Consider the following 24,288-nt stretch of genomic DNA (forward strand, 5'->3'; position numbering starts at 1 on the left):
CTCTCACCTCTCGTTTCCAAAGAATGTAAACAAGGGAACGCGACTCGACGGTCGCGGAAGCGAGATCACTGTCGGATAAATTCGGCGACCAGTCAAGCAAACACGCGGACAGGCTGCCGCACATCGTGTTAAATTCTTAGCGTGTCTAATATCAGTCGCCGCAATCCGCTCATTTCGGTGGCCGCCTTGGGACTTATCGCGGCGCTCACCGCAACAGCCTGCAACTCCGATGCCTCGAAGAACGAGACGAGCTCCGCACCGAGCTCGTCGAGCGTTCCGGCACAAGACAATACGAATCTCTTCCACGACATATACAAGCAATTGGTGGAAACCGATACCTCGCACTCGACCGGTAGCACTACGGTCGCCGCGAACGCGATGAAGCAGCGCCTGCTCGACGCGGGTTTCGCCGCAGCCGATATGCAGATCTTCGAACCCGTGCAGCGCAAGGGTGACCTGGTGCTCCGCTTCACCGGATCCGGACAACGTAAACCGTTGCTGCTCTTGGGCCATCTCGATGTCGTCGAGGCCAAACGCGAAGACGGCTGGAACACCGACCCCTACCAGCTCACCGAGACCGACGGCTTCTATGCCGCCCGTGGTTCGATCGACGACAAATCCATGGTGGCCGCCCTGGTTTCCGGCCTGATCCAATTGAAGCGCGAAGGGTTCAAGCCCAACCGCGACATCGTGCTCGCGCTGACCGCCGACGAGGAGGCCGGGACGGACAACGGCGCGAAATGGTTGATGGACAACAAATTCGACCTGATGAACGCGGAGTACGGCCTGAACGAAGGCGGTAGGGCACTGCTGGTCGACGGCAAGCCGAGCCTGCAGGGCGTGCAGGTGGCCGAGAAGACCTACGTCACCTATCAGGTCGAAGCAAAGGCGGCGGGCGGTCACAGCTCGGTGCCGACGCCCGACAATGCCATCTACACCCTCACTGCCGCGCTGAATCGTCTTGCCGCATACCGGTTCCCGTCCTCACTCAGCGACCCGGCCCGCGACAACTTCGCCGCGCTGGCCGCGGGCCGCACCGGGCCGGAGGCCGACGATATGCGCGCGGTCGCCGCAGGCAACCCGAGCCCGGAGGCGGTGGATCGGCTCTCGGCGAATCCCGAATACAACGCCCAACTTCGGACCACCTGCGTGACCACCATGCTGAAGGCCGGGGAAGCCGAAAACGCGTTGCCGCAAACGGCCACCGCGACGATCAACTGCCGAATCCTCCCCCAGGACAAACCCGACGATATCGACAAGCAGCTGAAAGCGGCCCTCGCCGACAGCAAGCTGACCGTCACCCCCAAAGTGGATCCGGCAGGCGGCATCTCACCCACCAATGGCGACGTCATGGCCGCCGTCACGTCGCTGACGAAGGAACTGTTCCCCACCGCCGCCGTGAGCTCGTTCATGTCCACCGGCGCCACCGACAGCAAATACGCGCGCAGCAAAGGGATTCCGATGTACGGCGTCAGCGGGCTGTTCATGGTGAGCGCCGACGCCGGTCGCATCCACGGCGTGAACGAACGAGCACCGATCGCGGGCCTCGACGCCAGCCGCGAATTCCTCTATCGCCTCATCAAACAACTCTCCCAATAGTTTCCGTCGGCCGCCGCGCCACACCGGGCGCGGCGAGTCACGCCGGCTGGTCCAGGGATTCGAGTTCGGTCCGCAACGCGACGACCTCGGTGGCGAGTTCGTCGCGCAACTGTTCGCGTTCCAGCAGGCTGGCGCGCATGCTGTCGATGGTGTCGTTCATGGCGGCCAGCTTCTGGTCCGCGCCGGACAGGCGCCATTCGATGACGCCGCGGCGGTCGACGTCTCCGCTGGCCTTGCTCACCCACGCCACGACGTAGTCGAGCCAGTCCGGCTGCTTGGGCATCTCCTCGGTGGCGTCCCAGCCGCGCCGGGCCGCCGTCTTCGCGGAGAGCACCCGCTCACCGGCGAGACCCTCGGCGGGCGCGTTCATCTGCACGTGGCTGAGCTTGCCTGCGGTCGTCACGACGGCGGTCAGGCGGTAGCGCCCGGCGAGATGCATCTTCAGTTCCGCCGCGCCACGCCCGTCGGCGTCCATCGCGCCGAGCCACGGGCCGTCGGCCGCATTGATGATCGACTCCAGCATGCCGAGCTGTCCGGCGGCGCGGCGCACTCGGTTCGCGTGCTCGCGTAGTTCGTCCGGTGTGGCGGTCATCTGGTCCCAGTGCATCGCACCTACTTCCTCGTCGACCGGCTCCCAAAGGTTAGGAACTGCTACGAACGTACATTCGTCGCTCGCGCAACCGTGGGAGATGTGCGGCGTCGGCGGCTCGGTGCGGCACTTGACTTGGAGTGCACTCCAGGTCGTAGCGTGAGGGCTCTGAGTTGCCCACACACGAGGGGATCGTTCAATGGAACTCGGTTTTCATCTTCCGATATTCGACATCGACGGCGGTACGGCGGCGATCGCCGGCGAGCTGGCCAGGGTGGGTGCCGCGGCCGAGGCGTCCGGCGCGACCTGGTTGTCGTTCATGGACCACTACTTTCAGATCGAGCCGATGGGGCTGCCCGCCGAGTCGAACATGCTCGAGGGCTACACCACGCTCGGGTTCCTGGCCGCGCACACCTCGAACATCCAACTCGGCCTGCTGGTCACCGGTGTGACCTATCGGCATCCCGGCCTGCTCGCCAAGATCGTCACCACGCTCGATGTGCTCTCCGGCGGCCGGGCGGCGCTCGGCATCGGTGCGGCGTGGTTCGAGCGCGAGCACCTCGGGCTCGGCGTGCCGTACCCACCGATCGCCGAGCGGTTCGAGCGATTGGAGGAGGCGCTGCGTATCTGTCTGCAGATGTGGGATCCGGCGAACAACGGGCCGTTCGAGGGCACGCACTATCAGCTGGCCGAGACGCTCTGCTCGCCGCAGCCGATCAACCGGCCCAAGATCCTCATCGGCGGTAGCGGCGAGCGCAAGACGCTGCGGCTGGTCGCGCAGTACGGCGACGCGTGCAACCTTTTCGGCAGCGCGCCTGCGGATATCGAGCACAAGCTGGACGTGCTGCGCAGGCACTGCGACGACGTCGGCCGGGATTTCAACGAGCTCCGGATCACCATCATGGCCAACAATCCCCGGCCGACGCCGGACACTCGCGACGAATTCGTCCGGAGCATGGCCGATTACGCGAAGCTCGGCGTGCACGCCGTCATCATCACCCCGACCACCGGATCGCCCGCCGCGTGGATCGACAGCATGGCGCCTGCGGTCCCGCAGCTCGCCGAACTCGGCTGACCCTCAGAAAGGGTAGGTCGCGGGGCGGTGTCGCATAGTGATCCATCGGGTTTCGGTGAACGCCTCGAGGTTCGCGGCGGTGCCGCCGAATCGGCTGCCGGTGCCTGAGGCGCCGAGCCCGCCGAACGGGGCGACGGCTTCGTCGCCGACGGTTTGGTCGTTGATATGCACTATCCCGGTGGGGATCCGGTCGGCGAGGGCGAGTCCTCGGGCCGCGTCGGCGGTGACGATGCCGAGGCTGAGCGCGTATTCGTCGGCGGCAGCCAGTCGCACGGCCTCATCCACGGTGCGGAACGACAGGACGGGTGCGACAGGACCGAACACCTCCTGCGCGTAGGCGGGCATCGTCGGCGAAACACCGGCGAGCACGGTGGGGCGGTAGAACAGCTCGCGATAGCTGCCGCCCGCCGCCAGGTCGGCGCCCGCGTCGACGGTCGCGGTGACGAGGTGGTGGATCTTGTCGCGCTGGCCCGCGTCGATGATCGGGCCGAGCGCGACCTGTTCGGTGGCCGGGTCGCCGACCGGGAGCGCGTCGGCCTTGGCGGCCAGCAACGCGACGTAGTCGTCGATGAGGCTTTCGTGCACCAGATGGCGGCCGGTCGCCATGCAGATCTGGCCCGAGTGCAGGAAGGAACCCCACGCGCCGAGCCCGGCGGCCGCGTCGAGATCCGCGTCGTCGAGCACGATCAACGCCGAATTGCCGCCGAGTTCCAGATGCACCCGCTTCAGGTGGCGCGCGGCCAACTCGCCGACTCGGCGACCGACCGCGGTGGACCCGGTGAACGAGATGACGGGGATGAGCGGGTCGGTGACCAACGCCTCGCCGATATCGGCGCCACCCGGCAGCACGTGCAGCACCCCCTCGGGCAGCCCGGCCGCTTCGAAAATCCGGGCCAGCGCCACTCCCCCGGAGACGGCGGTGCGTGAATCCGGTTTGAGGACAACGGCATTGCCGAGCGCGAGGGCGGGCGCGACCGAGCGAATAGCCAGGATGAGCGCGAAGTTGAACGGCGCGATCACCCCGACCGTGCCGACCGGCACCCGGCGGGTCATCGAGAGGCGGTCGTATTCGGTGGGCAACAGCACGCCCATCGGCGTCGACGCCAGCGCCGCCGCCTCGAAGCATTCCTGGGCCGCCGCATCGGTTTCCACGGTCGCCTTGGCAGGAACCGATCCTGTTTCACGGATCAGCCAGTGCTGTAGGTCGGAGGCGTACTGCTGGAACAGATCTCCGGCTCGACGCAAGACGGCGGCACGTTCATGAAACGGCTGAGCCGCCCAATCCCGTTGGCTCGCAACCGCGGACCGGGTCGCCGCGATCAGGTCATCGACCGTCGCGATCCCGATGCGCCCGAGCTCAGCTCCGGTGGCAGGCTCTACGACCGGCGCGGTGACGGCGGCATCGTGCCAACCGTCGCTGAAAATCTTGCCTGCCCACGTCGTCGGCTCGAGCAAGTCTGTTCGGGTGGGCATAGTCATGGGTCTCTCTCGACGGAAATCGCTCGCGACCAATGATTTCACCGAACCGACGAGTCGGCACCGCTTCGCCGAAGTTCGCTTTCGTCACCGAGGTGCGACATGGCTGATCGCCGAACAAGGTTGGGCGTCAACCTTGTTCGGCGATCGAGTCGGATCGGCCGACCAGCTAGATGCCACCGGCGAGTGCGCCGAGGCCCTCGCCCAGACCGGCGAGTCCGCCCAAAGCGTCTCCCGCACCGGCGAGTCCGCCCAAGGCATCTCCCGCACCGGCGAGTCCGCCCAAGGCATCTCCCGCACCGCCGAGTCCGCCGAACGCGTCGCCCGCGCCGCCGAGTCCGTCCAGCAGATCGCCTAGTCCGCCGAAGGCGTCGCCGCCACCGGTGAGCGCCCCGAGTCCGTCACCCGAGTCGTCGCCGCCGTTGCCGAACCAGTCGAAGCCATCGGAGGACGCGTCGCCTGCGGAATCACCTGCGTCCTTCGAGAAGATGTCGCTCCAGGAGTCCTCGAGCGAATCGCCTGCGCCGTCGGCAGATTCGTCCGAGCCGTCACCCAGCGAGTCCTCGGACCAATCGCCGCCGTCACCCGCGGACTCGTCCGAACCCTCGCCCGACGGGTCCTCGGCCGAATCGCCTCCGTCACCGGCGGACTCGTCCGAACCGTCACCCGACGAATCCTCGGACGAATCACCCTCACCATTCGAAGATTCGTCCGAACCGTCGCCCGAGGGGTCCTCCGACGAATCGCCTGCGCCATCCGACGACTCGTCCGAGCCGTCACCCGACGGGTCCTCCGACGAATCGCCTTCGCCATCCGTGGGGACTTCCGAGCCGTCGCCCGAAGGATCCTTGGACTCGTCGTCGCCGTCCGAAGGCTGGTCGCCGCCGCCGGAGGGCTTGTCCTTATCGCCACCGCCGGAAGGCTTGTCGCCTCCGCCGGACGGCTTGTCCTTATCGCCACCGCCGGAGGGCTTGTCCTTGTCACCGCCGGACGGCTTGTCCTTGTCACCACCTGAGGGCTTGTCCTTATCTCCCCCGGACGGCTTGTCTTTGTCCTTCTCTTTGTCCTTGTCCTTGTCTTTATCTTTGTCCTTGTCGGCGCCATCGGACGCGCCGAAATCCTGCGTCCAGTAAGGGGTGCCGTCGCCGCTCTTGGCGTAGCCGACACCGATGTCCTTCAGCCCGCAGTTCAGGATGTTCGCCCGGTGGCCTTCGCTGTTCATCCACGCGTCGACGACCTCGGACGCACTGGTCTGCCCCTCGGCGATGTTCTCCGCCCAGGTCTGCGCCTTGTAGCCCGCCGCGCTGATCCGGTCGCCCGGATCACCTTTCGACGAGTTGTGGTCCAGGTTGCCGCTGGCCGCCATGTCCTTGGTGTGGGCCTGCGCGGCTTCGGTGAGGTGCTCTTCGGATTTCAGCGCGGAGCAGCCCGCTTTGGTGCGTGCGGCGTTGGTCAGGCTGATCACCTCGTCGGCGGGTGAATCGGCCGCCGACGCCGATGGAGCTCCAGCAAACGTCACAGCAAATGCTGATACGCCGAAAGCGGTGGACAATGTGAGCATTGTTGCCGGCGAAAGTTTCCGCGGTGCACTGTGCTTACCCATGAAATGCCTTCTTGTTGCTGGTTGGCGGCCGTGCGTCGCCCTGAGATCAGAGGGCGCTGCCGGAGAGCAGGCCGAGCAGGGGCGCGAGGCCACCCGCCGCTTTGCTGCCGGTGGCGGCGCTACCGGAAACCGCCGTGCTGCCGGTGCTGAGCGCCTTGGCCAACGGCGTGATGGCGGCACTGCCGGTGTTCAGGCTCTTCGCCAATCCGGCGAGCGTGGCGCTGCCGCTGTTCAGCAGCTCCAACGGATCGGCCGCGGGCTTGTCGGCCGCGGGCTTGGCCTTCGGCTTGGCGCCGGGCTTCTTCTTCTTGGGCGGCGCCACATTTCGGCTGTGGTGGCCCTGCCCGTTCGCGGCCAGTACCCGCTTCGCCTTGGCCGGAGCCGGTGCCACGTGGTCGCTCTGGTCGGCGACGGTCGTCGTTTCCGCGACGGCCTGTCCCGCTCCGCTGTGCGCCGAGACGCCGAGGCCGATCAAGGTCGCCGTCGACAGAATCGCCAGTCGGGCCGGGATCTGGTTTTTGCTAGGTGCGCTGTGCTTACCCATGAGACGCTTCTTTCGGAGTTGGTCGATCGCGTGGTCGGATCGCCTGTCCCCCAAAGGCACAGGCTCGGTGCTGCCGAGTCGAGCTACAGGCCGGGACCTACCGACCGCCGTTGGTCGGGTGGCCTGGCTCGCCGGCGCCACCAAATTGTTGATTCCGCATTTGAGGTTAGAACTCAGCGCAGCAACCCACGACTTGTAAGTCGAATTCTAAAATCGAGTTGAGGGCTGATTAACAGCGACACAGGCGATCACGGTCTGATCACGCCCGGATTACATCGGATCACGAACGACCCCGCTGGGCGGTGGACCAAGCCGCGCTCGCGCCCGGTGTGCACGCTGCCGCGCGTCCGTCGACCGCACGACCAACGCAGCGCAGCCCGGTCGATCAGGTGATCGACCGGGCTGCGCAGGTGGCGACTGGCTACCGGAAGGGCGGCTCGTTGAAGGTGCGCAGCTTGCGCGAATGCAGCCGATCACCCTCGGCGCGCAACAGTTCCACGGCCCGGATGCCGATCTGCAGGTGTTCCGAGATGGCCCCTTCGTAGAAACGATTCGCCTGGCCGGGCAGTTTGATTTCACCATGCAGCGGTTTATCCGAGACGCACAGCAAAGTGCCATAGGGCACCCGGAAGCGATACCCCTGCGCGGCGATCGTGGCACTTTCCATATCGATCGCGACCGCACGACTCAGGTTGAAACGCAGGGCCGACGCGGAGTAGCGCAGTTCCCAGTTCCGATCGTCGGTGGTCACCACGGTGCCGGTGCGCAGCCGCTGCTTCACCGCTTCGCCCGGCATGCCGCTGACGATCTTGGTGGCGTCGTACAGCGCGCGCTGCACCTCGGCGATGCTGGGAATCGGAATATCCGGCGGCAGCACCGAATCCAGCACGTGATCGTCGCGCAGGTACGCGTGCGCGAGCACGTAGTCGCCGATCGCCTGGCTCTCCCGCAGGCCGCCGCAGTGGCCGATCATCAGCCACGCGTGCGGGCGCAGCACCGCCAGGTGATCGCAGATGGTCTTCGCGTTCGACGGCCCGACACCGATGTTCACCAGGGTGATGCCGCGTCGATCGGCGGAGGTCAGGTGCCAGGCAGGCATCTGATGTTTCTTCCAGGCGAGATCCGAAGCTGTTGCCGCGCCCAGGGTTTCGGCGGTGATCACGGTGCCGCCCGGACAGGAGAGGCCGTCGTAGGGGCTGTCGGGGTCGGCGATCTGCTCGCAGGCCCAGCGCACGAATTCGTCGACATAGCGGGTGTAGTTGGTGAACAGCACGAACGGCTGGAAATGGTCCACCGGCGTTCCGGTGTAGTGCTGCAAGCGCGCCAGCGAGAAATCGGTGCGCAGCGCGTCGAAATGGCTGAGCGGGAAGGTGTCGATGGCGTTGAAGATGCCGTCGGCGGTTTCGTCACCGATGCTGGCCAGGTCGGTGGTCGGGAAATACCTGGCCATCACCGCGGCCATCGAACTGTCCAACGTGAGATCGGCGCGATCGATCACGTAGGGAAACGGGATCTCCTGCCGGGACGGCGAAACCTCGATGCGCACCTCGTAGTCGCGCTCGATCATCTCCAATTGCTCCGTCAGGTAATGACGCAGCAGATCCGGGCGGGTGATCGTGGTGGCATAGCTGCCAGGCCGGGTGAACCGGCCCCACGCGCGCGAGCGGTTCTTCGGCGGCGCGGCGCCGTCCCAGCTGATGCGGAGTTCGGGATAGACGAACAAGCCCGCATCGCGGGCGGCGTCGTCCGGCACGGTGCCGTTCTCGACGAAGGCGCGGATCGCCTCGCGCAACGCGTCGACGGATTGCTGATAGCGCGTTTCCAGCTGATCCAGGGCCTCGGCGCTGGTCAACGAACTGGCTGGTGGCCGATTCGGCATGGGTCTCCCTGCGTCGCGTTCGGAAGTTGTCGCAAGGACACCGTATTTCACCGCGCCTGCGGAGGCAGCTGCCGCACTGCTGAGCGCACCAATTCCAGTATCTGGGGCCACTTTTCGGACTCGGGGTCGATGAGGTCGAAGTGATGGGCGTCCGGTAGTACCAGCGATTCGGCCGGGCTGTCCTGGCTCAGCGCGACGGGAACGGTCTGATCATTGGTGCCGTGCACCAGGAGTACGCCGGGCGGGCGCGGCGACAGGCGCACTTGGGGGTTGAGGTCGGTGTATCGGCGCGACTGTTGTTCGGGAGTTCCGCCCATCCATGCGGTGACCGCGTGATCGCCGAGGTGTAGTCGGGATGCGCGCGCTAGATCCGCCACCGGCGCCAAAGCGAGGACCGCGGCCTGGCGCTGGTATGCCCGGGTCAGCGCCAGCATCCCGCCTGCGGAGTGGCCGACCCACAACACGGGTTCGGCCAAGCGGGACTCGAACAGGTCCAGGTCCTCGATCGCCACCGACGGATCGCCGGGCACCCGCCGGTATTCCAGCAGCACGACCCGCTGACCTGCCTTGGCCAGGGCGCGTGCGAACGGCCTGGCGTGGGCCCGATCGATGGCGGGCCGAAAGTAGCCGCCGTGGATGTACACCACCGCTGGTCCCGGTTCGCCGAAGACCTCGATCACCTGGTCCGGGTGCGGGCCGTAGGAGGTGATGGCGCCCAGGTCGCCGGGCTGCCGCAGCAGGCGGTCGACTGCCGCTCGTTCCTGTTGCTCGAAACTCCGGTGATCGATCAACGGTCGCCCCTATCTCTTACGGGCAAGTTAGCAAAGTTGCGATCCATGGCCTGTCGAACTCGCTCGAGGTACATTATTTATACGCGTACTAAAACCGGGAGGGAACGCGATGACCGTGCTCGACGTCGCTGCGGCGACGGAACAGTCCACACCATCGTCGAGGGCCGATTCCACGGCAGCACAAAGCCTTTCGAGCCTGCTGCGCCCTCATGCGCCAGGCTTCGCCGCGGTGATCGTCCTGCAGGTCGTCGGCGCTGTCGCCGGTCTCGCGCCGCTGCTGGCGGTGGTCGAATTGGGGCGAACGCTGTTGTCGCCCGGCCCGATCGAGCACGGTCACGTCTGGGCCGTCGTGATCGCCGGTGCGGTAGGCATGTTCGTGCGACTGGTGTGCACGGCCGCTTCGGCGGGTATCGGGCACATCGTCGACAACCAGGTGCAGCTGTCGTTTCGCAGGCAACTGGCCGAGCGGCTCGGGCGGGTGCCGATCGGCTGGTTCTCCCAGCGCCGCACCGGCGAGCTGGCGAAGGTGGTCGGCGAGGACGTCAGTGCCGTGCACCCGTTCATCGCGCATGCGCCCGGCGAGCTCGTCTCCGCATTCGTGGTGCCGCTGATCTCGCTGGTCTACCTGTTCACCATCGACTGGCGGCTCACGCTGATCACGCTGATACCGGTGGTGCTGGCGATTGCCCTTGTCCCGCTGATGATGACGCCGACCCGGCAGCGCGAGCAGGCGGAGTTCGATACGGCCATGGGGCGGATCGCGAGCTCGGTGGTCGAGTTCGTGCAGGGCATCTCGGTGGTCAAGGCGTTCGGCGGCTCCGGGCGGGCACATAGTAAATTCCGCACGGCCGCCGACGATTTCGTCGACACCTTCGTGCACTGGGTGCGCGCCGTCTCCGCGATCGCCGCGGGGATGCAGCTGGCGCTGTCGCCGCCGTTCGTGCTGCTCGTCGTGCTGATCGGTGGTACGACCCTGATCACGAACGGCTCGATGGCACCGGCGGACCTGCTGCCCTTCCTGCTGCTCGGGCTGGGACTGACCGCACCGGTGGCGGCGCTCGGCCACGGCTTCGACGATATGCAGGCCGCCGGGCGGGCGGTCGGGCGGATCAAGGACGTGCTCGCCGTGCCGTCACTGCCGGAGCCCGCGCATCCCGTTGTGGCACAGGGACATCAGGTGGAACTGCGCGGTGTTCGCTTCGGCTACGACGCCGAGCACGAGGTGCTGCGCGGGATCGACCTGGTGCTCGAGCCGGGGACCGTCACCGCGCTCGTCGGCCCGTCGGGGAGCGGGAAGTCCACGCTGGTTCAGCTGTTGCCGCGGTTCTTCGACCCGACACACGGTTCGGTGCTGCTCGGCGGGGTGGATCTGCGCGAGCTCAGCAGCCGGGAGCTCTATCGGACGGTTTCCTTTGTCTTCCAGGATGTTCGGCTGCTGCGCGCGTCGATCGCGGACAATATCGCGCTGGCGGTACCGGCGGCCGACCGCGATGAGGTGGTGCGCATCGCCGAGTTGGCGAATATCCATGATCGAATTCTCGAGCTGCCGCGTGGATACGAGTCGGTGATCGGTGACGACGTCAAGCTGTCCGGCGGTGAGGCACAACGTATTTCGATAGCGCGTGCGCTGCTCGCCGCCGCGCCAGTTCTGGTGCTCGACGAAGCGACCGCCTTCGCCGACCCACAGACCGAGCGCGCGGTGCGGGACGCACTGGCGACGCTGGCAGGTGATCGGACAATTCTGGTCATCGCGCACCGGTTGGAGACGGTCGCCGACGCCGACACGGTCGTGGTGTTGGCGGACGGAGTAATCGTCGAACGCGGCAGACCCAGCGAGTTGCTCACGCAGCACGGAAAGTTCGCGGAGTTCTGGCAATCGCACCGATCCGCGCTCAGCGATGAGATCGAAACCCGAGTACGGCAAGGAGACTCGCGCAGATGATTCGAATGCTGTTGCAGGTGCTGGGACATGACTACGCCCGGACGATGCGTCGCACCATAGCGCTGATGACGATCACCGCGGTGGTCGAGGGTTTGTCCTACGCACTGCTGGTTCCCGTGCTGCGGGCGCTGTTCGGGAGCGATCCAGGAGCTGCCCGGCCGTGGCTGATCGCGTTCGGTGTCGCGGTCGCGGCGTACGCGGGGTTGCGTTATCGCAGTGATCTGTCCGGATTCCGGGTCGGGGCAACGATGTTGCGCGGGATGTATCACCGGCTCGGCGATCATCTGGCCCGCTTGCCCATCGGTTGGTACAGCGCCGATCGGGTCGGCGAGGTGTCCGTCATGGCCAGTCGTGGTCTGCTGCAGGCGATGAGCGTGTCGGCGCATCTGCTGGCGCCGTTCATCGCCGCCTGTGTGACTCCGCTGACGATCATCGTCGTGATGTTCGCCTTCAATTGGCAGTTGGGGTTGGCCGCGTTGGTCGCCGTCCCCGTTGTCGCGGCGGTGCAGATCTGGACCGGCCGCTCGATGGCCGCTGCAGATATCGCGAGTGCTGAACGTGGTCGCGAGGCGTCCGGGCGTGTTATCGAATATCTTCAGGCGCAGCCGGTGCTGCGGGCAGGTGGTCGGACGGGCGAGCGGTTCGAACTGCTCGACGATTCATTGCAGGAGGCTCAGCGCGCGGCCCGCCGTTCCACGCTGTCGGCGGTGCCCGGGGCGGTGGGGCTGACGCTCACGGTGCAGGCCGTGTTCACCGGGCTGTTGATCCTCGGCACCTACCTCGCGCTCGGCGGGAACATCGGCGCGGCAGAGGTTTTGGCGATCCTGGTGCTCACCGCCCGCTGCGCCGATCCACTGCTTTCGCTGTCGGATATCGGTGGCAAACTGCGCGGCGCTCGGGCCGAGTTGGCCAGGCTCGACGCGGTGTTGCGCACCGAGCCGCTGCCGGAACCTCGCGAACCGATCACGCCGGTCGACCGGGATCTGCGGTTCGAGTCGGTCACCTTCCGGCAGCACGACCGCACCTTGATCGACGATCTGACGTTGTCCGTGCCGGAGGGACAGCGGCTCGCCATTGTCGGACCGTCCGGCGCGGGCAAGAGCACCCTGCTGCAGTTGATCGCGCGGTTCTACGATGTAGACACCGGTGTGGTGCGGGTGGGTGGTGTCGACGTACGCGCGATCAGCACCGAGGTGCTGATGCGCCAGATCGCCATCGTCTTCCAGGACGTCTATCTCTTCGACGGCACGATCGAGGAGAACGTGCGCCTCGGCCGTCCCGACGCCGACGACACCGAGGTGCGCGCGGCCGCGACCGCCGCCCAGTTGGACGACGTGATCGAACGACTGCCCAGTGGTTGGGCGACGAATGTCGGCGAAGGTGGCGCCCTACTGTCCGGCGGTGAGCGCCAACGTGTTTCGATCGCAAGAGCCCTGCTGAAGGACTCCCCCATCGTGCTGCTGGACGAGGTGACCTCCGCACTCGACCCGGTGAACGAGGCGGCCGTCCACGAAGGAATCGAACGCCTGATGTCCGGCCGGACAGTGGTGATGGTCGCGCACCGCCTGCGCACCGTGCAACGCGCCGACCACATCGTCTTTCTCGACGGCGGCCGAATCATCGAGCAGGGCACCCATGAGGAACTACTGCATCGCGCCGGTCGCTACGCGGATTTCTGGGACATCTCCATGGCGCCCGTCGCGAGTGAATGAATTAGATCGCGCGGGCCATCAGGATGTCGTCGACATAGGTGCCGTCGATGAGGAATTCGTGGTGGAGAGTGCCTTCGACGGTGAAGCCCATGCGTTCGTAGAGTCGGCGGGCGTCGGTGTTCGGGGCGAGGACGCGCAGGGTCAGGCGGGTGGCGCCCTCGCCGCGGGCTTCGGCGAAAGCTCTTTCGAGGAGGTCTGTTCCGATGCCGTGGCCGCGGAATTCCTCGTCGACGGCGAGGCCCTGGATCTGGCGGACGTGTGCGGCGCTCGGGACCGGTATCGGCTGAACCAGGCGGAGGTAGCCGACCAGACGGTTGTCGAGTTCGGCAACCAGATAGTGCTCCGGTTCACTGGCTCCGCCGAAAAACGTGGCGTCACGCGGTGGGCGCGGCGCGATCTCGGCCACCGGAGTCCAGCTACGCCAGTTGAGATCGGCGAGTGCCGCCTCGTCCTGGGAAGTCGCTTTACGGATGTTCACCATCGCCATGCGCTCCAGTCTGCCTGGTGCGCGGCGGTTTTCGCTGGGCCGACTGCATCAGCCGGTCGGCAAGCGCCGCGACGAGGTCGCGGAGTTCGTCCGGGCGTTCGATAACGAACGGCAGGTCCAGGGACGCGAGCGCGGGCGGTAACCAGTCGAGGCGTTCGGCGCGCAGTTCGACGCGGGACCAGTCCGAATCCGATGGCGGCTCCGTCACGATCGCGATGCTGGCGGGAAGTCGGGGGCGGATCTGCTCGGCGGTGCCTTGGATCCGGAGCGTCACCTCATGCCGGTAGGGCGCGGTGGCGAGTCCGGTCAGGACGCGCGCTGCCGGGTCGAATTCGGTAGGCGGCTCGAACGAACCGGGCAAAGTGCGTGCGGCGGTGACGCGATCCAGCCGGAATGTTCGGTCTTCGCCGATCGCAGGGTCGGCACCGGTCACGTACCACCGGCCCGAGTGCGCGACGAGTCCATACGGGTGCAGCGTGCGTTCGGTGCGTCGGCCGTCGGCGGCGGTGTACCGGATCGAGATCGGCCAGTGCTGGCGGACCGCGTCGGCGATCGTGAGCAGAACCGAGGTCTCCGGGGCGGTCGTCTCGGCGGGCGTGGCGGTGAAGGCGAGCGAGCCGAGCACGGCATCGAGCCTGCGACCGAGCCGTTCCGGCAACACCCGCCGAATCTTCGCCGCCGCAGTCTCGCTCGCCGACCCCGTGCTCGTCAGCAAGCCTGCGCGCCGACCCGCGACCAGGCCGAGCAGCACGGCCAGCGCTTCGTCATCACTGAGCATGAGCGGCGGCATCCGGTAACCCGATGCGAGCCGATACCCGCCGTAGCGGCCACGCACCGATTCGACCGGCACGTCGAGGTCGAGCAGGTGATCGACATACCGCCGCACCGTTCGCTCATCGACCTCGAGCCGGTCGGCAAGTTCCGCCACGGTCCGCGTACCACCCGCCTGCAAAAGCTCCAGCAGCGCGAGCACGCGAGCAATAGGCCGGGACATGATCTAAGTCTCTCTCATATACCGGGCGGATTCTGTCCGGTATCAGCCATACCGTTCGGTCAAGACCACCGACCGACCAGGAGAGCACCCATGAACTTCGTCTCGATCCGCATCATCACCGCCGACATCACCCGCCTCGTCGCCTTCTACGAACGCGCCACCGGCCTGCAAGCCCATTGGTCCACCGAAGACTTCGCCGAACTCACCACCCCGTCCGCCACCCTCGCAATCGGCAGCACCCGCACAGTCCCCCTCTTCGCCCCCAACTCCGCCCACCCCGCCGACAACCACAGCGTCATCATCGAATTCCTAGTCGACGACGTAGACACCATCTACAAAAACCTGACCACCTTCGTCACCGACTTCGTCAACGAACCCACCACCATGCCCTGGGGCAACCGCGCCCTCCTCTTCCGCGACCCAGACGGCAACCTCATCAACTTCTTCACCCCCGTAACCCCCGCCGCCATCGAAAAGTTCGCGCGCTGAGTCGATTTCAGCGACGGCAGCGCCCGGACGCCCTAACAGACAGCGCCACAATGACATTCGAGAGCGACGTCAACTGCTCGTAGGCGATTCCGCACGCTGAGCGTCGGCCGTCTCCGCTGACGGCTGCGTGCGAGCCGTCGATCGACGTAGGGCTATGGCGGTGGCTGCGAGCAGTACCACGGTCAGCCAGAGGTAGGCGTTGCGGTAGAGGAGGGAGGGGCGGGCTCGGTCGGCGTAGTCGAAGATGCTGACGAGGGTTGGGTCGTAGAAGGTGAGGATGCCGCTGGAGACGACTAGGGCGGTTACTAGGAAGCCGAGAGGGGCTAGGAGGCCGCGGCGGCGGAGTGCTAGGTCGGCCAGGTAGATGAGGAGGGGGGCTAGCCAGACCCAATGGTGTACCCAGCTGAAGGGGGATACGGCTGTCATGGTGACGCCGACGCACACTACGGCGGGTAGTTCGTGGCCCATTCGGGAGAGGCGGCGGGACAGGTATAGGCAGAGGGCGGCCATGGCAGCTGCGCCGGCCAACCAGAGCAACTGATGTGCGCCTTCGACGCCGACCGCGCGGGCGATCATGCCGCGCAGCGATTCGTTCGACAGGTTCGCGGGGATGCCGACGCGTTGCGGGTCGATGAAGGCGCCACTCCAGTACGTCAGCGAATCCTTCGGCAGCACAGCGAAACCGATGACCATCGTCGCGGCGAACGCGCCCACCGCGGTGGCTGCGGCCCGGTAGCGGCGGGTGACCAGCAGGTAGAGCACGAAGAAGGCCGGCGTCAGTTTGATGCCTGCGGCGATACCCGTCAGCACGCCCTTCCAGCGCGAGGTGTCGGGTAGCGCCATGTCCACGATGACGATCAGCAGCAGGAAGATGTTGACCTGACCGAAGGCCATGGTCATGCGGATGGGCTCGCACCACATCAGCAGTCCGGCGATCGCGACGGCCGCGATGGCCAGTCGTCGGTCCCGCCGGTAGCCGAGCATCGACAGCGCCACCCAGCAGGACGCGGCCAGCATCACGAAATTGCCGAGGCCGCCGACGAATGTGTAGAGGTCACCGTGTATCCAGCGCAGCGGAACGAACAGCAGTGCGGCGAACGGCGTGTAGACGAACTCCCACACACCTCGGGTGTTGCCGAGCAGCGGACTGTCGTACACCGAGACGTGATGGCTCACCCGATCGCCGGCGATCTGATAGACACTCAGGTCGATCAGATGCAGCATCACCTGCCGATGCTCGAGCACCTGCACCAGGTAATACCCACCGGCGACGACACCGGCCAGCACGATCGACCACCACACCAACGGCGTGATGGTGCGGGGCTCATTCGGCGCGGGGACGGACATTTCGATGTTCTCGATCGTCGATGTCGACAAACTCAACTCCCAGCTATCCGACTCCGTGCGCGCCACCCCACGCTAGCGGCGACCGAGCGCGCTTTCCAGCGCGACCGCAACTGGGCATACCCACAGATGTCTCCGATACACGGCCCGACGCTGTCACGCATCGAATGATGTGGCAGTTCAAGCCGTTTGGTTCCTCGATACCAATCAGGCTGCGGTGACCGAGTTCTCGTCGCGGAGTTCGTAAAGCGGTCTTGCACGAACTGGATCAAGCGGACGAAACGGTCGAAATCCGCAAGACGCGAGCCGAGGGCGCAACGCCCGAGCAGACCGGTCAGGAATCGAGAAGCGCTGGTCGCCGGGCGGCACCTAGCGTTGCTGCCATGAACATCAGCACTGATCAGACCACTATCGAGTCCGTCACCCTCGAGGTTTCCGACCCCGGGGCGGCCACCGCCTTCTACGACGCCGCGTTCGGCCTCGGCGACAAGCTCCATATCCGCGCCACCGACACACCGACGAACGGGTTCCGCGGCTACATCCTCTCGCTCGTGGTGTCGCAGCCGAGCACCGTCGACAGCCTGATCGGCACCGCGCTCGACGCGGGCGCGGCCACGATCAAGCCCGCCAAGAAGAGTTTCTGGGGCTACGGCGGCGTGATCCAGGCGCCGGACGGCGCGATCTGGAAGGTCGCGACCTCGGCGAAGAAGGACACCGGCCCGGCCACCAGGGCGGTCGACGATTTCGTGGTGCTCCTCGGCGTCGACAACGTCAAGGCGACCAAGCAGTTCTACGTCGACCGCGGCCTGACCGTCGGCAAGAGCTTCGGCAGCAAGTACGTCGAGTTCGAGGCGCCGGCGTCGTCGGTCAAGCTGGCGCTGTACGGGCGCAAGGCCGCCGCCAAAGACGCCGGGGTCGATCCGGAGGGCACCGGATCGCACCGCATCGTCCTCGGCAGCGGTATCGGACCGTTCGTCGACCCGGACGGGTTCGTCTGGGAAGCCGGGCACTAACCGAGGCTGAAGGGTTGGCCCCACAGGGTCTCCGAATCGTCCATCACGTTGTCGTGCACGGTGACCGTCGTGTAAGCGCGGGCTTCGGCGGCGCCTGCGCAACCCTCAACGGACAGTGTGTGATTCACGTACTGGGTAATGCCCGAGGTGCCGGTGAAGGAGTAGTCCTCGATCTTCTTCGTTGCTACCTTTCCCGGTTTGAGCTGAATGCTCATCGAGGGATCGGCGTAGGGCGAGACGCCCGATTTGTTGACGGTGCCACCGGCGTAACCGCCCGCGCTGAGACCGTCGTTGCCGCCGCCACCGTCCTTGCCCGGCTTGTCGGGTGTATCGGGCTTCGGGTCGCTCGGTGTATCGCCGCTGCCGTCCGCGTGCGTGGCACTGCCCAGATCGACCTGGCAGCCCACCAGGTAACCGGTCTCGATCCGGCCGCCGCTGACCGTGACCTCGGCCGGCACGGTGAGGTGGATCGACGTCACACCCGATACCCAGGCGTTGCGCGACAGCGGGCTCGCGGCCATCGAGCTGGAGATGGTGGCTTGTTCGCCGGTGCGGTCGACCGCCGCGACGACACCATCGCGAACCGTGAACTGGTCATGTCCATCAGGCAGCGTCACCGACGTATCCGCGTGTGCCATACCGGCCGGTACCAGCAGGAATGCGCACGCCACCGCAGCGCACAATGAACCGCGCATCGCGCTGTTCCTCTCGTTCGATCGCACGCTCAACCCACACTGAACGGGTCGCCGTACAGCATTACCTCGGCAGAACCCTGGTCGTTGGTCACGGTCAGCGCGCTGTATGCGCGGGCCTGTGCGAATCCACCGCACCCGCTCAGCTGAATACCGCGATTGCGGTAGGCGATGCCGACGGCGCCCGCCGCCGGATCGAGCTTCTTGGTACCGAATTTGACCACCGCCACGGCCCCCGGGCCCAGTTTGATGCTGGGGCTCAATTCCGGTGACACCGAGTCGGGCGAGAGGTAGACGTCGCCGCCGAGCGACAACCCACCGGACAGATCCACCTGGCAGCCGACCAGATAACCGGTCTCCAGGGTGCCCGCCGTCGCGCCGGGGACGGTGGCGTAGGTGGTGCCCGATAGCTGCGCCGTTCGGGACATGCCGTTCGCGGCCAGCGACGGCGAGATGATCGCGGTCTCACCGGTCCTGGTCAGGTCGACCGGAATGCCTGTCGCCGTGGTCAGGGCCTGTTCGCCGTCCGGCAGCGGGACCACCGTGTCGGCGCTCGCGACCCCATTGCCGAGCATCAGCACCGCCAGCGCGACGCCGATCCCGGCCGCGCCGCGGCAGGCACCATCAACAACCCTCATCAAACCTCATCCTCGACAGCCAGCAGGAACCGCAAACTTCGCACGTGAAGTTGAACGTCAGCTGGGAATCAGCGGTGGGCTTGCTGTATGTGGGCGCGGGGGTCGCATTTGTCCAAATAGGTTCCGGCGGGGTCGAATTCGCTAGGAGTTCGGGACGACCCCGGCGCGGCGCAGTGCGTCGACGGTGGTTTCCGGTGAGGTGTTGAAGCAGAACACCGTTCCGCTCAACACGTTGACGATCCGTTCGAACAGCAGGGTGTGCTCCGGGATCATCCGGATCGCGCCCCCGATCATCGCGACGGCGATCGGGCCGTCGGCGAGGTGGGCGCGGATGTCGCGTTCGGCCTCGTCGGGTTCGGTGCCGACCAAGCAGGACACCGCGTCGAAGCCTGCCGCGCGCATTGCGGCGTGCCCGGTTTCGATGCGCGCGAGCAGCTTCGGCTCGTCCAGGTCCGGGAATTGGCTGTAGTCAAGGGATTTCGGATGCAGACCGATTGTCAGGATGCGACCCGCCGCGGGTCGCGGGGACTCTTCGTGGACCATGCCGATACTCCCGTACGCGATTTACCTTTGACTACAAAGGTATCACTACGGTACCAACAGGTACCACTCCGCGAACGTGCCCTTGATCGGCCAGGACGCCGCCATGACCTTGGCCGGACCCAGCCCGACCCACAGGTCCGCCGTCACGGTCTCCCCCGGCGTCGCACCCGCGCCGACCCAGACATCCTGGGTCCGCGGCCCCGCCGAACCCACCCAGCCCAACTTCACCTGATTGCCACACGGACCGCCCAGATAACCCCGCGGCGTCACATGCGCCAGCACATGACCCGGCCTGCGCGGGGCCGCCTCGAGCGCAACGTCGATCGCGCCCGCACAGAACTTCGCGTCACCGAACGAGAACAGCGTGGTGCCGACCGTCGTCACCTGCGGCAGCGGATCCGCCTGTGCAGGCGCCGCCATCCCCACGCCCAGAGCAGCACTCACCACTGCCACCATCCCCGCCAACATCCGCCGCGCCCTCATCAGCTGATAACCCTTCCCGCATAACAACATTCACGGCCGCGCCACTCGCGTCGACCACCAGACCCCAAAACCCCGGCGATAGTGCATCATTGCGCCGCGGCAAGTTGTTTTCCGAGCCAGCATAGCGAAACAACGCACTCGTTTCGGCCAGTTAAGATCAGCCTAATCGCCTCTGAAGTTCAGCTGCGCCAACCGAATTCGGCGATCGAATGGGTCAGCGAGCGAGGGCGGTGACTTCTACTTCGATCTGCCAGTCGGACTGGGCGAGAGAGGACACCTCGAGCAAAGTGTCGGCGGGGTAGGGCTCGGCGAGGAACTCCCCGCGGAGCTGAATGACCTTGTCGAGGTTGGCGGCCATGTCGGTGACGAAGATGCCCACCTTCACCACGTCACCCAGGTCGGCCCCGGCCTGCACCAGAACTCTCTTGATGTTGGCGAACGCCCGCCGGCCCTGCGTCAGAAAGTCGTCGGAGACGGTGCGCCCCCGCTCGTCGATACCGGCCTGCCCGGACACGTACAGGAGGCCGTTCGCCTTGATCGCCTGCGAGATCTTGTACGGCTCATACCAATCGGGTGTGGTGGCGATCTTCTCGATGCGCTGCGTGGTCATCACTGACCCTCTCTAACTTTGCATGTATATGCAATTAATGTAGGTGCATGCACATATTGTCACTGCATGTATTCTGCTGTCAACACGGGAAGGCGGTGATCATGGACACGACGGACGCCCCGCCGCCGCGGCTCGACTACTCCGCCTATCCGAGCATTGTGATCCCGCTGGAGGCGACGGCGCGGGTTGGGCTGCACAGTCATCCGCAGCATCAGCTGACCTGGGTGCCGGATGGGGTGCTTGCGATGGAGGTCGATGCCTACCGGTGGATTGTGCAGCGGTCGCGGGCGTTGTGGATTCCCGGGGATACGCCGCATTCGGTGGTACCCAATTCGCCGGTCGACATGCTGTCGCTGTTCTTCGACCCAGCAGAATGCCCGCATCGGTGGGACAAGCCGACGGTCATCGATGCCACCGGATTGGTCGGGCCGCTGCTCACGTATCTCGTCGGGCTGCCCAACGGGGCCGACGCAGAACGTGCCCGGGCCAACGCAGTGCTGTGGGACTTGGTGAAACCGATGTCGGTCACCACGATTCCGACGATCTTGCCGACCGATCCGCAGGCCAGACAGGTTGCGCTGGCGATCAAGAACGATCCGACCGATTCCCGTGGGCTCGAGGAGTGGGGTCGGCAGGTCGGTGCGTCACAGCGGACGCTGTCGCGACGTTTCCGGTCCGAGACGGGGGTGAGTTTCGAGAGTTGGCGGACTTTCGAGCGGCTCAACGCCGCCCTTCCGCTGCTCGGCGCGGGACTGACCGTTTCGCAGGTGGCGCGGTCGGTGGGCTATAAGACGGCCAGCGCGTTCATCACCGCGTTCAGACGGGAAATCGGCACCACTCCCGCCGCCTACTTCGGCGGGAGTGGTGCCGACTACGACAGATCTAGACCGGTTGCGTAACCGGCCTGGCCAGCCGCCTGCCGAAGGTGAAGGCGAGTCCCGCGCCGATCACCGCGACAACGCCGATGCCAGCACCGAGGTTGGCCAGTGCATTGAGACCGTCGATCGACGCTGAATTCGCGGTATCGGTCAATGCCGTTGCAGCACCGGCGAATTCCGGCGGCAGCGCATGAACAACCGAAGAACCCGCACCGGCTCCGACACCGTCGACGAACTGTTCCCGCAGCCCGGCGGGGATCTGTCCGGCCTGCGGGAGCGCGTCGAATCCGGTGCCCGCGCGGTCCTTTGCGGTATGGCTCAACAGCGCGCCGAGACCGGCCACCCCGATCGCCATGCCGACCTGACGCAGCGTGCCGAAGGTGGCGCTGGACATGCCCGCGTTCGCCGTCGAAGCGAAGGTCAGCGACGCGGCCTGGGTAATCGCGGTGATGGCGCCGAGACCGATGCCGCCGATCACCATGCCTGGCACGAAGTGCGTCCACGCGTCGCCCGGCTCGAAGCCGCTGATCAGCACCATGCCGATGGCGACGAGCGCCATGGTGGCGGGCAATGCGATCGGGATCGGGATGCGCTTGGCGTAGATCGCCGCGAGCGGTGCCGCCACCAATGCGGCGAGACTGATCGGGAGTAGCCGCAGGCCCATCTGCAACGGCGTGTAGCCGAGGGTGTTGATGAGGAACAGCGCGAGATAGTTCGAGGCCGCCATCAGTGTCGCCATGTGCGCGACGGAAACTATTGCGGTACCGGCGAATCCCGGCTTCTTCAGCATCGACACGTCGAACAAAGGGTGCGCGGTGCGGAACTGCCACACCAGGAAAAGCCCGAGCAGCGCGACCGCCAGCGCGGCCAACGTCAGGATGGTCGCCGAGCCCCAGCCGAGGGCGTTGCCGCGAGTCATGCCGTAGACCCCGGCCACCAGCCCACCGGTGAGCAGCAACGAACCGAGCCAATCGGTGCGCCGATCCGGTGTCCGCGGCGATTCTGGCATCCGCAGCACCGCGAGCGCGATGATGAGCAGGCCGATCGGGATGTTGATGGTGAAGACCGAGCGCCAGCCGAACTGCGTGACCAGCAGCCCGCCGAGTACCGGACCGGCCACCGAAGCCCCCGCCATCACCGCACCGTAGATCCCAATTGCCTTGGCACGCTTGGCCGAATCGGGAAAGGCCACCGAGAGCAGCGGCAGCGCGGTCGCGAACAGCATTGCCGCGCCGACACCCTGCACCGCGCGCAGGATATTGAGCTGCAAGATGGTCTCCGACAGCGACAGGGCCAGCGACGATGCGGTGAATACCACCATGCCGATGACGAACATTCGTTTCCGTCCGTAGCGATCACCGACCGTGGCGAAGGTCAGCAGCACACCCGCCAGCGGAATCGCGTAGGCGTCGATAACCCACTGCAGACCATCGATCGAGGTGTTGAAGTCGGTGCGGATATCGGCGAGCGTGGCGGATACGACGGTGGCGTCGAGCATCAGCATGAAGATCGCCGAGCACACCATGAACAGCACCAGGCCTGCGCCGCGACGGGGGCCGTCCGAGCCGGCCCGGGCAGCGCCGGGCGGGGTAATAGTAGCGGTTGACATCGAGTCCCTCATATCCGCACGTGCAGGGAAAGATGTTGCCCCGCAGACGATTTCGAATGAATTGCGCATCCTGAAGGGGCGCGTCTTCAACGGTAGTGAGGGAATTTCGCGACGGGAAGGCGAAATGATGACAACCAATTGCGTTTAGCGGACAGGTTTGCCGCCGAGGAATCAGCCCTCGGCCAATTCCTCGGCCGAGGCTTGCCCCGCAGTGCTGGTGCGGCGCAGGAAGTCGGCGATCACCTCGAGTTCGGCTGCGGAGTAGTGCTCGCAGACCTCGTCCATCCGGGTGTTCATTCCGGCGAACACCTCGAAGAGCGTCGAATTGCGTTCGCGCACCGCGCGGAGGGTGACCGCGCGTCGGTCCGTCGATTCCGGGTCCCGCTCGCGCTGGACCCAGCCGCCCTTCTGTAGCCGGTCGAGGATCCCGGTCAAGGTGGCCGGATGCAGCCCGGCCTGGCGCGCCAGCGCGGTCGGGGTCATCGGGCCATAACGATTGACGAGGTCGAGGCAGGTCCAGTCGATATCCCGGAGCTCGACCCGGCCGCCGAACCTGCGATTGAGCAGCGACAGCTGAATATTCAAGTCGCGCACGGCTTCCTTGACGGCAACGGTGAGCTGCCGCCGCTGCCGCGCCCCGGCCCGATCTGCTACTGAACTCACACAGCACTACTCTCACGTCAGTTTGTATGGATTCCGTATCGTATCGCGGCGCCGGACCGATCGACGCCACCGCAGCCCGGGTCGGTTCATATGCGGCGAACCCGCCGGTTCGATCAGGCCGGTTCGACGCGGAATACCGCGATCCGATGCGCCGCCGCGGCGATCCCGTCCGGCGTGGCGGCCTCGGCCAGGCCGGTGGTCACGAAGCGGTTGCCGACACTCGCCGGGCTGGACGTCACCAATTCGCGCAGCAGCGGGCGACGTTCGTCGACCGGCACCTCGACCAGGCGGGCGGTCGACGACTTGCGACCTCGGGTCAACGTGACCGTGTCCGCCGCCCGCGCGTTCGCCACCCATGCGGCCTTCGGGAAGGCTTGGAAGATATAGCGTCCGTCGCCCAGCTTGTTCACCGCGATCGGGAACGTACGCGCCTGCCCGGTCTTGCGCCCCGTGACGGTGAGCAGTTGCATCGGCCCGAAAGCCACTCCCCTGCGCTGCAATCCAACGATGACCTTGTTGATCGTATTGGTCAGCCGACGGTAACTGTCTGCGTTCATGGCCTGGAACCCTTCTCCGAAAGTATCGCATCCGTAAACTACGGTTCCAGTATAGTATCAAACTCATACAATATTGGA

General features: G+C 66.0%; 24 protein-coding genes. 7 read left to right on the forward strand and 17 right to left on the reverse strand.

The features are described 5' to 3' along the window. Positions 1–141: 141 nt before the first annotated feature. Positions 142–1,599 carry a M20/M25/M40 family metallo-hydrolase gene (locus ACIBK2_RS44600; protein WP_396977143.1) on the forward strand — a complete coding sequence of 486 codons (1,458 nt, stop codon included), beginning with the start codon at positions 142–144 and terminating at the stop codon, positions 1,597–1,599. 37 nt (positions 1,600–1,636) lie between these two features. Here the strand turns inward: ACIBK2_RS44600 and ACIBK2_RS44605 are convergent, their stop codons facing one another. After that, complete coding sequence (locus ACIBK2_RS44605) at positions 1,637–2,191, reverse strand: hypothetical protein (RefSeq protein WP_396977145.1); 555 nt, start codon at positions 2,189–2,191, stop codon at positions 1,637–1,639. Between the two features lie 196 nt (positions 2,192–2,387). On the opposite strand from ACIBK2_RS44605, the gene ACIBK2_RS44610 reads away from it, so the two are divergent. Then, positions 2,388–3,263, forward strand: coding sequence for an LLM class F420-dependent oxidoreductase (locus ACIBK2_RS44610; protein WP_396977147.1), 876 nt, complete (start codon positions 2,388–2,390; stop codon positions 3,261–3,263). A gap of 3 nt (positions 3,264–3,266) precedes the next feature. On the opposite strand, the gene ACIBK2_RS44615 is transcribed toward ACIBK2_RS44610, so the two are convergent. The 5 genes from ACIBK2_RS44615 to ACIBK2_RS44635 all read right to left on the reverse strand — a co-directional run bounded on the left by ACIBK2_RS44615 (position 3,267) and on the right by ACIBK2_RS44635 (position 9,556). Continuing rightward, positions 3,267–4,736: a benzaldehyde dehydrogenase gene (locus ACIBK2_RS44615; protein ID WP_396977149.1), complete on the reverse strand. Its 1,470-nt coding sequence runs from the start codon at positions 4,734–4,736 to the stop codon at positions 3,267–3,269. Between the two features lie 172 nt (positions 4,737–4,908). Then, on the reverse strand, positions 4,909–6,258 hold the full coding sequence (locus ACIBK2_RS44620) for a CAP domain-containing protein (RefSeq protein ID WP_396977150.1): 1,350 nt from the start codon (positions 6,256–6,258) through the stop codon (positions 4,909–4,911). 130 nt (positions 6,259–6,388) lie between these two features. Further along, complete coding sequence (locus ACIBK2_RS44625) at positions 6,389–6,886, reverse strand: hypothetical protein (protein WP_396977151.1); 498 nt, start codon at positions 6,884–6,886, stop codon at positions 6,389–6,391. 421 nt (positions 6,887–7,307) lie between these two features. Continuing rightward, positions 7,308–8,765: an AMP nucleosidase gene (locus ACIBK2_RS44630; protein WP_396977153.1), complete on the reverse strand. Its 1,458-nt coding sequence runs from the start codon at positions 8,763–8,765 to the stop codon at positions 7,308–7,310. A gap of 47 nt (positions 8,766–8,812) precedes the next feature. Continuing rightward, entirely contained in the window at positions 8,813–9,556 is a 744-nt protein-coding gene (locus ACIBK2_RS44635) for an alpha/beta hydrolase (RefSeq protein WP_396977155.1), read from the reverse strand. Positions 9,557–9,665: 109 nt separating this feature from the next. Between ACIBK2_RS44635 and ACIBK2_RS44640 the strand changes: the two genes are divergently transcribed. Next, a complete protein-coding gene (locus ACIBK2_RS44640) occupies positions 9,666–11,498 on the forward strand; it encodes an ABC transporter ATP-binding protein (protein WP_396977157.1) in 1,833 nt (610 codons plus the stop codon). After that, entirely contained in the window at positions 11,495–13,210 is a 1,716-nt protein-coding gene (locus tag ACIBK2_RS44645) for an ABC transporter ATP-binding protein (RefSeq protein ID WP_396977159.1), read from the forward strand. The genes ACIBK2_RS44640 and ACIBK2_RS44645 overlap by 4 nt, the downstream gene beginning before the upstream one ends. A 1-nt stretch (position 13,211) precedes the next feature. On the opposite strand, the gene ACIBK2_RS44650 is transcribed toward ACIBK2_RS44645, so the two are convergent. Continuing rightward, on the reverse strand, positions 13,212–13,697 hold the full coding sequence (locus ACIBK2_RS44650; RefSeq protein ID WP_396977161.1) for a GNAT family N-acetyltransferase: 486 nt from the start codon (positions 13,695–13,697) through the stop codon (positions 13,212–13,214). Beyond that, a complete protein-coding gene (locus tag ACIBK2_RS44655; protein WP_396977163.1) occupies positions 13,675–14,691 on the reverse strand; it encodes a helix-turn-helix transcriptional regulator in 1,017 nt (338 codons plus the stop codon). The genes ACIBK2_RS44650 and ACIBK2_RS44655 overlap by 23 nt, the downstream gene beginning before the upstream one ends. A 90-nt stretch (positions 14,692–14,781) precedes the next feature. Between ACIBK2_RS44655 and ACIBK2_RS44660 the strand changes: the two genes are divergently transcribed. Next, a complete protein-coding gene (locus ACIBK2_RS44660) occupies positions 14,782–15,180 on the forward strand; it encodes a VOC family protein (RefSeq protein ID WP_396977165.1) in 399 nt (132 codons plus the stop codon). Between the two features lie 69 nt (positions 15,181–15,249). Here the strand turns inward: ACIBK2_RS44660 and ACIBK2_RS44665 are convergent, their stop codons facing one another. Continuing rightward, positions 15,250–16,557 carry a glycosyltransferase 87 family protein gene (locus tag ACIBK2_RS44665; protein ID WP_396977167.1) on the reverse strand — a complete coding sequence of 436 codons (1,308 nt, stop codon included), beginning with the start codon at positions 16,555–16,557 and terminating at the stop codon, positions 15,250–15,252. A 350-nt stretch (positions 16,558–16,907) separates the two neighbouring features. Here ACIBK2_RS44665 and ACIBK2_RS44670 point away from each other — a divergent pair, with 350 nt between their 5' ends. Continuing rightward, a complete protein-coding gene (locus ACIBK2_RS44670; protein WP_396977169.1) occupies positions 16,908–17,537 on the forward strand; it encodes a glyoxalase in 630 nt (209 codons plus the stop codon). Here the strand turns inward: ACIBK2_RS44670 and ACIBK2_RS44675 are convergent. The 5 genes from ACIBK2_RS44675 to ACIBK2_RS44695 all read right to left on the reverse strand — a co-directional run bounded on the left by ACIBK2_RS44675 (position 17,534) and on the right by ACIBK2_RS44695 (position 20,503). After that, positions 17,534–18,232 (reverse strand): MspA family porin, encoded by a 699-nt coding sequence (locus ACIBK2_RS44675; RefSeq protein ID WP_396977171.1) that lies wholly within the window; start codon positions 18,230–18,232, stop codon positions 17,534–17,536. The genes ACIBK2_RS44670 and ACIBK2_RS44675 overlap by 4 nt on opposite strands. 29 nt (positions 18,233–18,261) lie before the next feature. Further along, entirely contained in the window at positions 18,262–18,867 is a 606-nt protein-coding gene (locus ACIBK2_RS44680) for an MspA family porin (RefSeq protein WP_396977173.1), read from the reverse strand. Between the two features lie 141 nt (positions 18,868–19,008). Next, complete coding sequence (locus ACIBK2_RS44685) at positions 19,009–19,410, reverse strand: hypothetical protein (protein ID WP_396977175.1); 402 nt, start codon at positions 19,408–19,410, stop codon at positions 19,009–19,011. A gap of 45 nt (positions 19,411–19,455) precedes the next feature. Next, entirely contained in the window at positions 19,456–19,854 is a 399-nt protein-coding gene (locus tag ACIBK2_RS44690; RefSeq protein ID WP_396977176.1) for a hypothetical protein, read from the reverse strand. Positions 19,855–20,107: 253 nt separating this feature from the next. Further along, positions 20,108–20,503, reverse strand: a complete 396-nt coding sequence (locus ACIBK2_RS44695; protein ID WP_396977178.1) for a RidA family protein — start codon at positions 20,501–20,503, stop codon at positions 20,108–20,110. A 101-nt stretch (positions 20,504–20,604) separates the two neighbouring features. Between ACIBK2_RS44695 and ACIBK2_RS44700 the strand changes: the two genes are divergently transcribed. Beyond that, positions 20,605–21,402 carry a helix-turn-helix domain-containing protein gene (locus ACIBK2_RS44700; RefSeq protein WP_396977179.1) on the forward strand — a complete coding sequence of 266 codons (798 nt, stop codon included), beginning with the start codon at positions 20,605–20,607 and terminating at the stop codon, positions 21,400–21,402. Here the strand turns inward: ACIBK2_RS44700 and ACIBK2_RS44705 are convergent. The 3 genes from ACIBK2_RS44705 to ACIBK2_RS44715 all read right to left on the reverse strand — a co-directional run bounded on the left by ACIBK2_RS44705 (position 21,386) and on the right by ACIBK2_RS44715 (position 24,210). Beyond that, positions 21,386–22,990: an MFS transporter gene (locus tag ACIBK2_RS44705; protein ID WP_396977181.1), complete on the reverse strand. Its 1,605-nt coding sequence runs from the start codon at positions 22,988–22,990 to the stop codon at positions 21,386–21,388. The two genes, ACIBK2_RS44700 and ACIBK2_RS44705, sit on opposite strands and share 17 nt — an antisense overlap. Positions 22,991–23,161: 171 nt before the next feature. Continuing rightward, entirely contained in the window at positions 23,162–23,653 is a 492-nt protein-coding gene (locus ACIBK2_RS44710) for a MarR family transcriptional regulator (protein ID WP_357377428.1), read from the reverse strand. A gap of 113 nt (positions 23,654–23,766) precedes the next feature. Continuing rightward, complete coding sequence (locus ACIBK2_RS44715) at positions 23,767–24,210, reverse strand: nitroreductase family deazaflavin-dependent oxidoreductase (RefSeq protein WP_396977184.1); 444 nt, start codon at positions 24,208–24,210, stop codon at positions 23,767–23,769. Positions 24,211–24,288: the final 78 nt, after the last annotated feature.

The organism is Nocardia sp. NPDC050175 (assembly GCF_044459885.1).
Lineage (GTDB): Bacteria > Actinomycetota > Actinomycetes > Mycobacteriales > Mycobacteriaceae > Nocardia.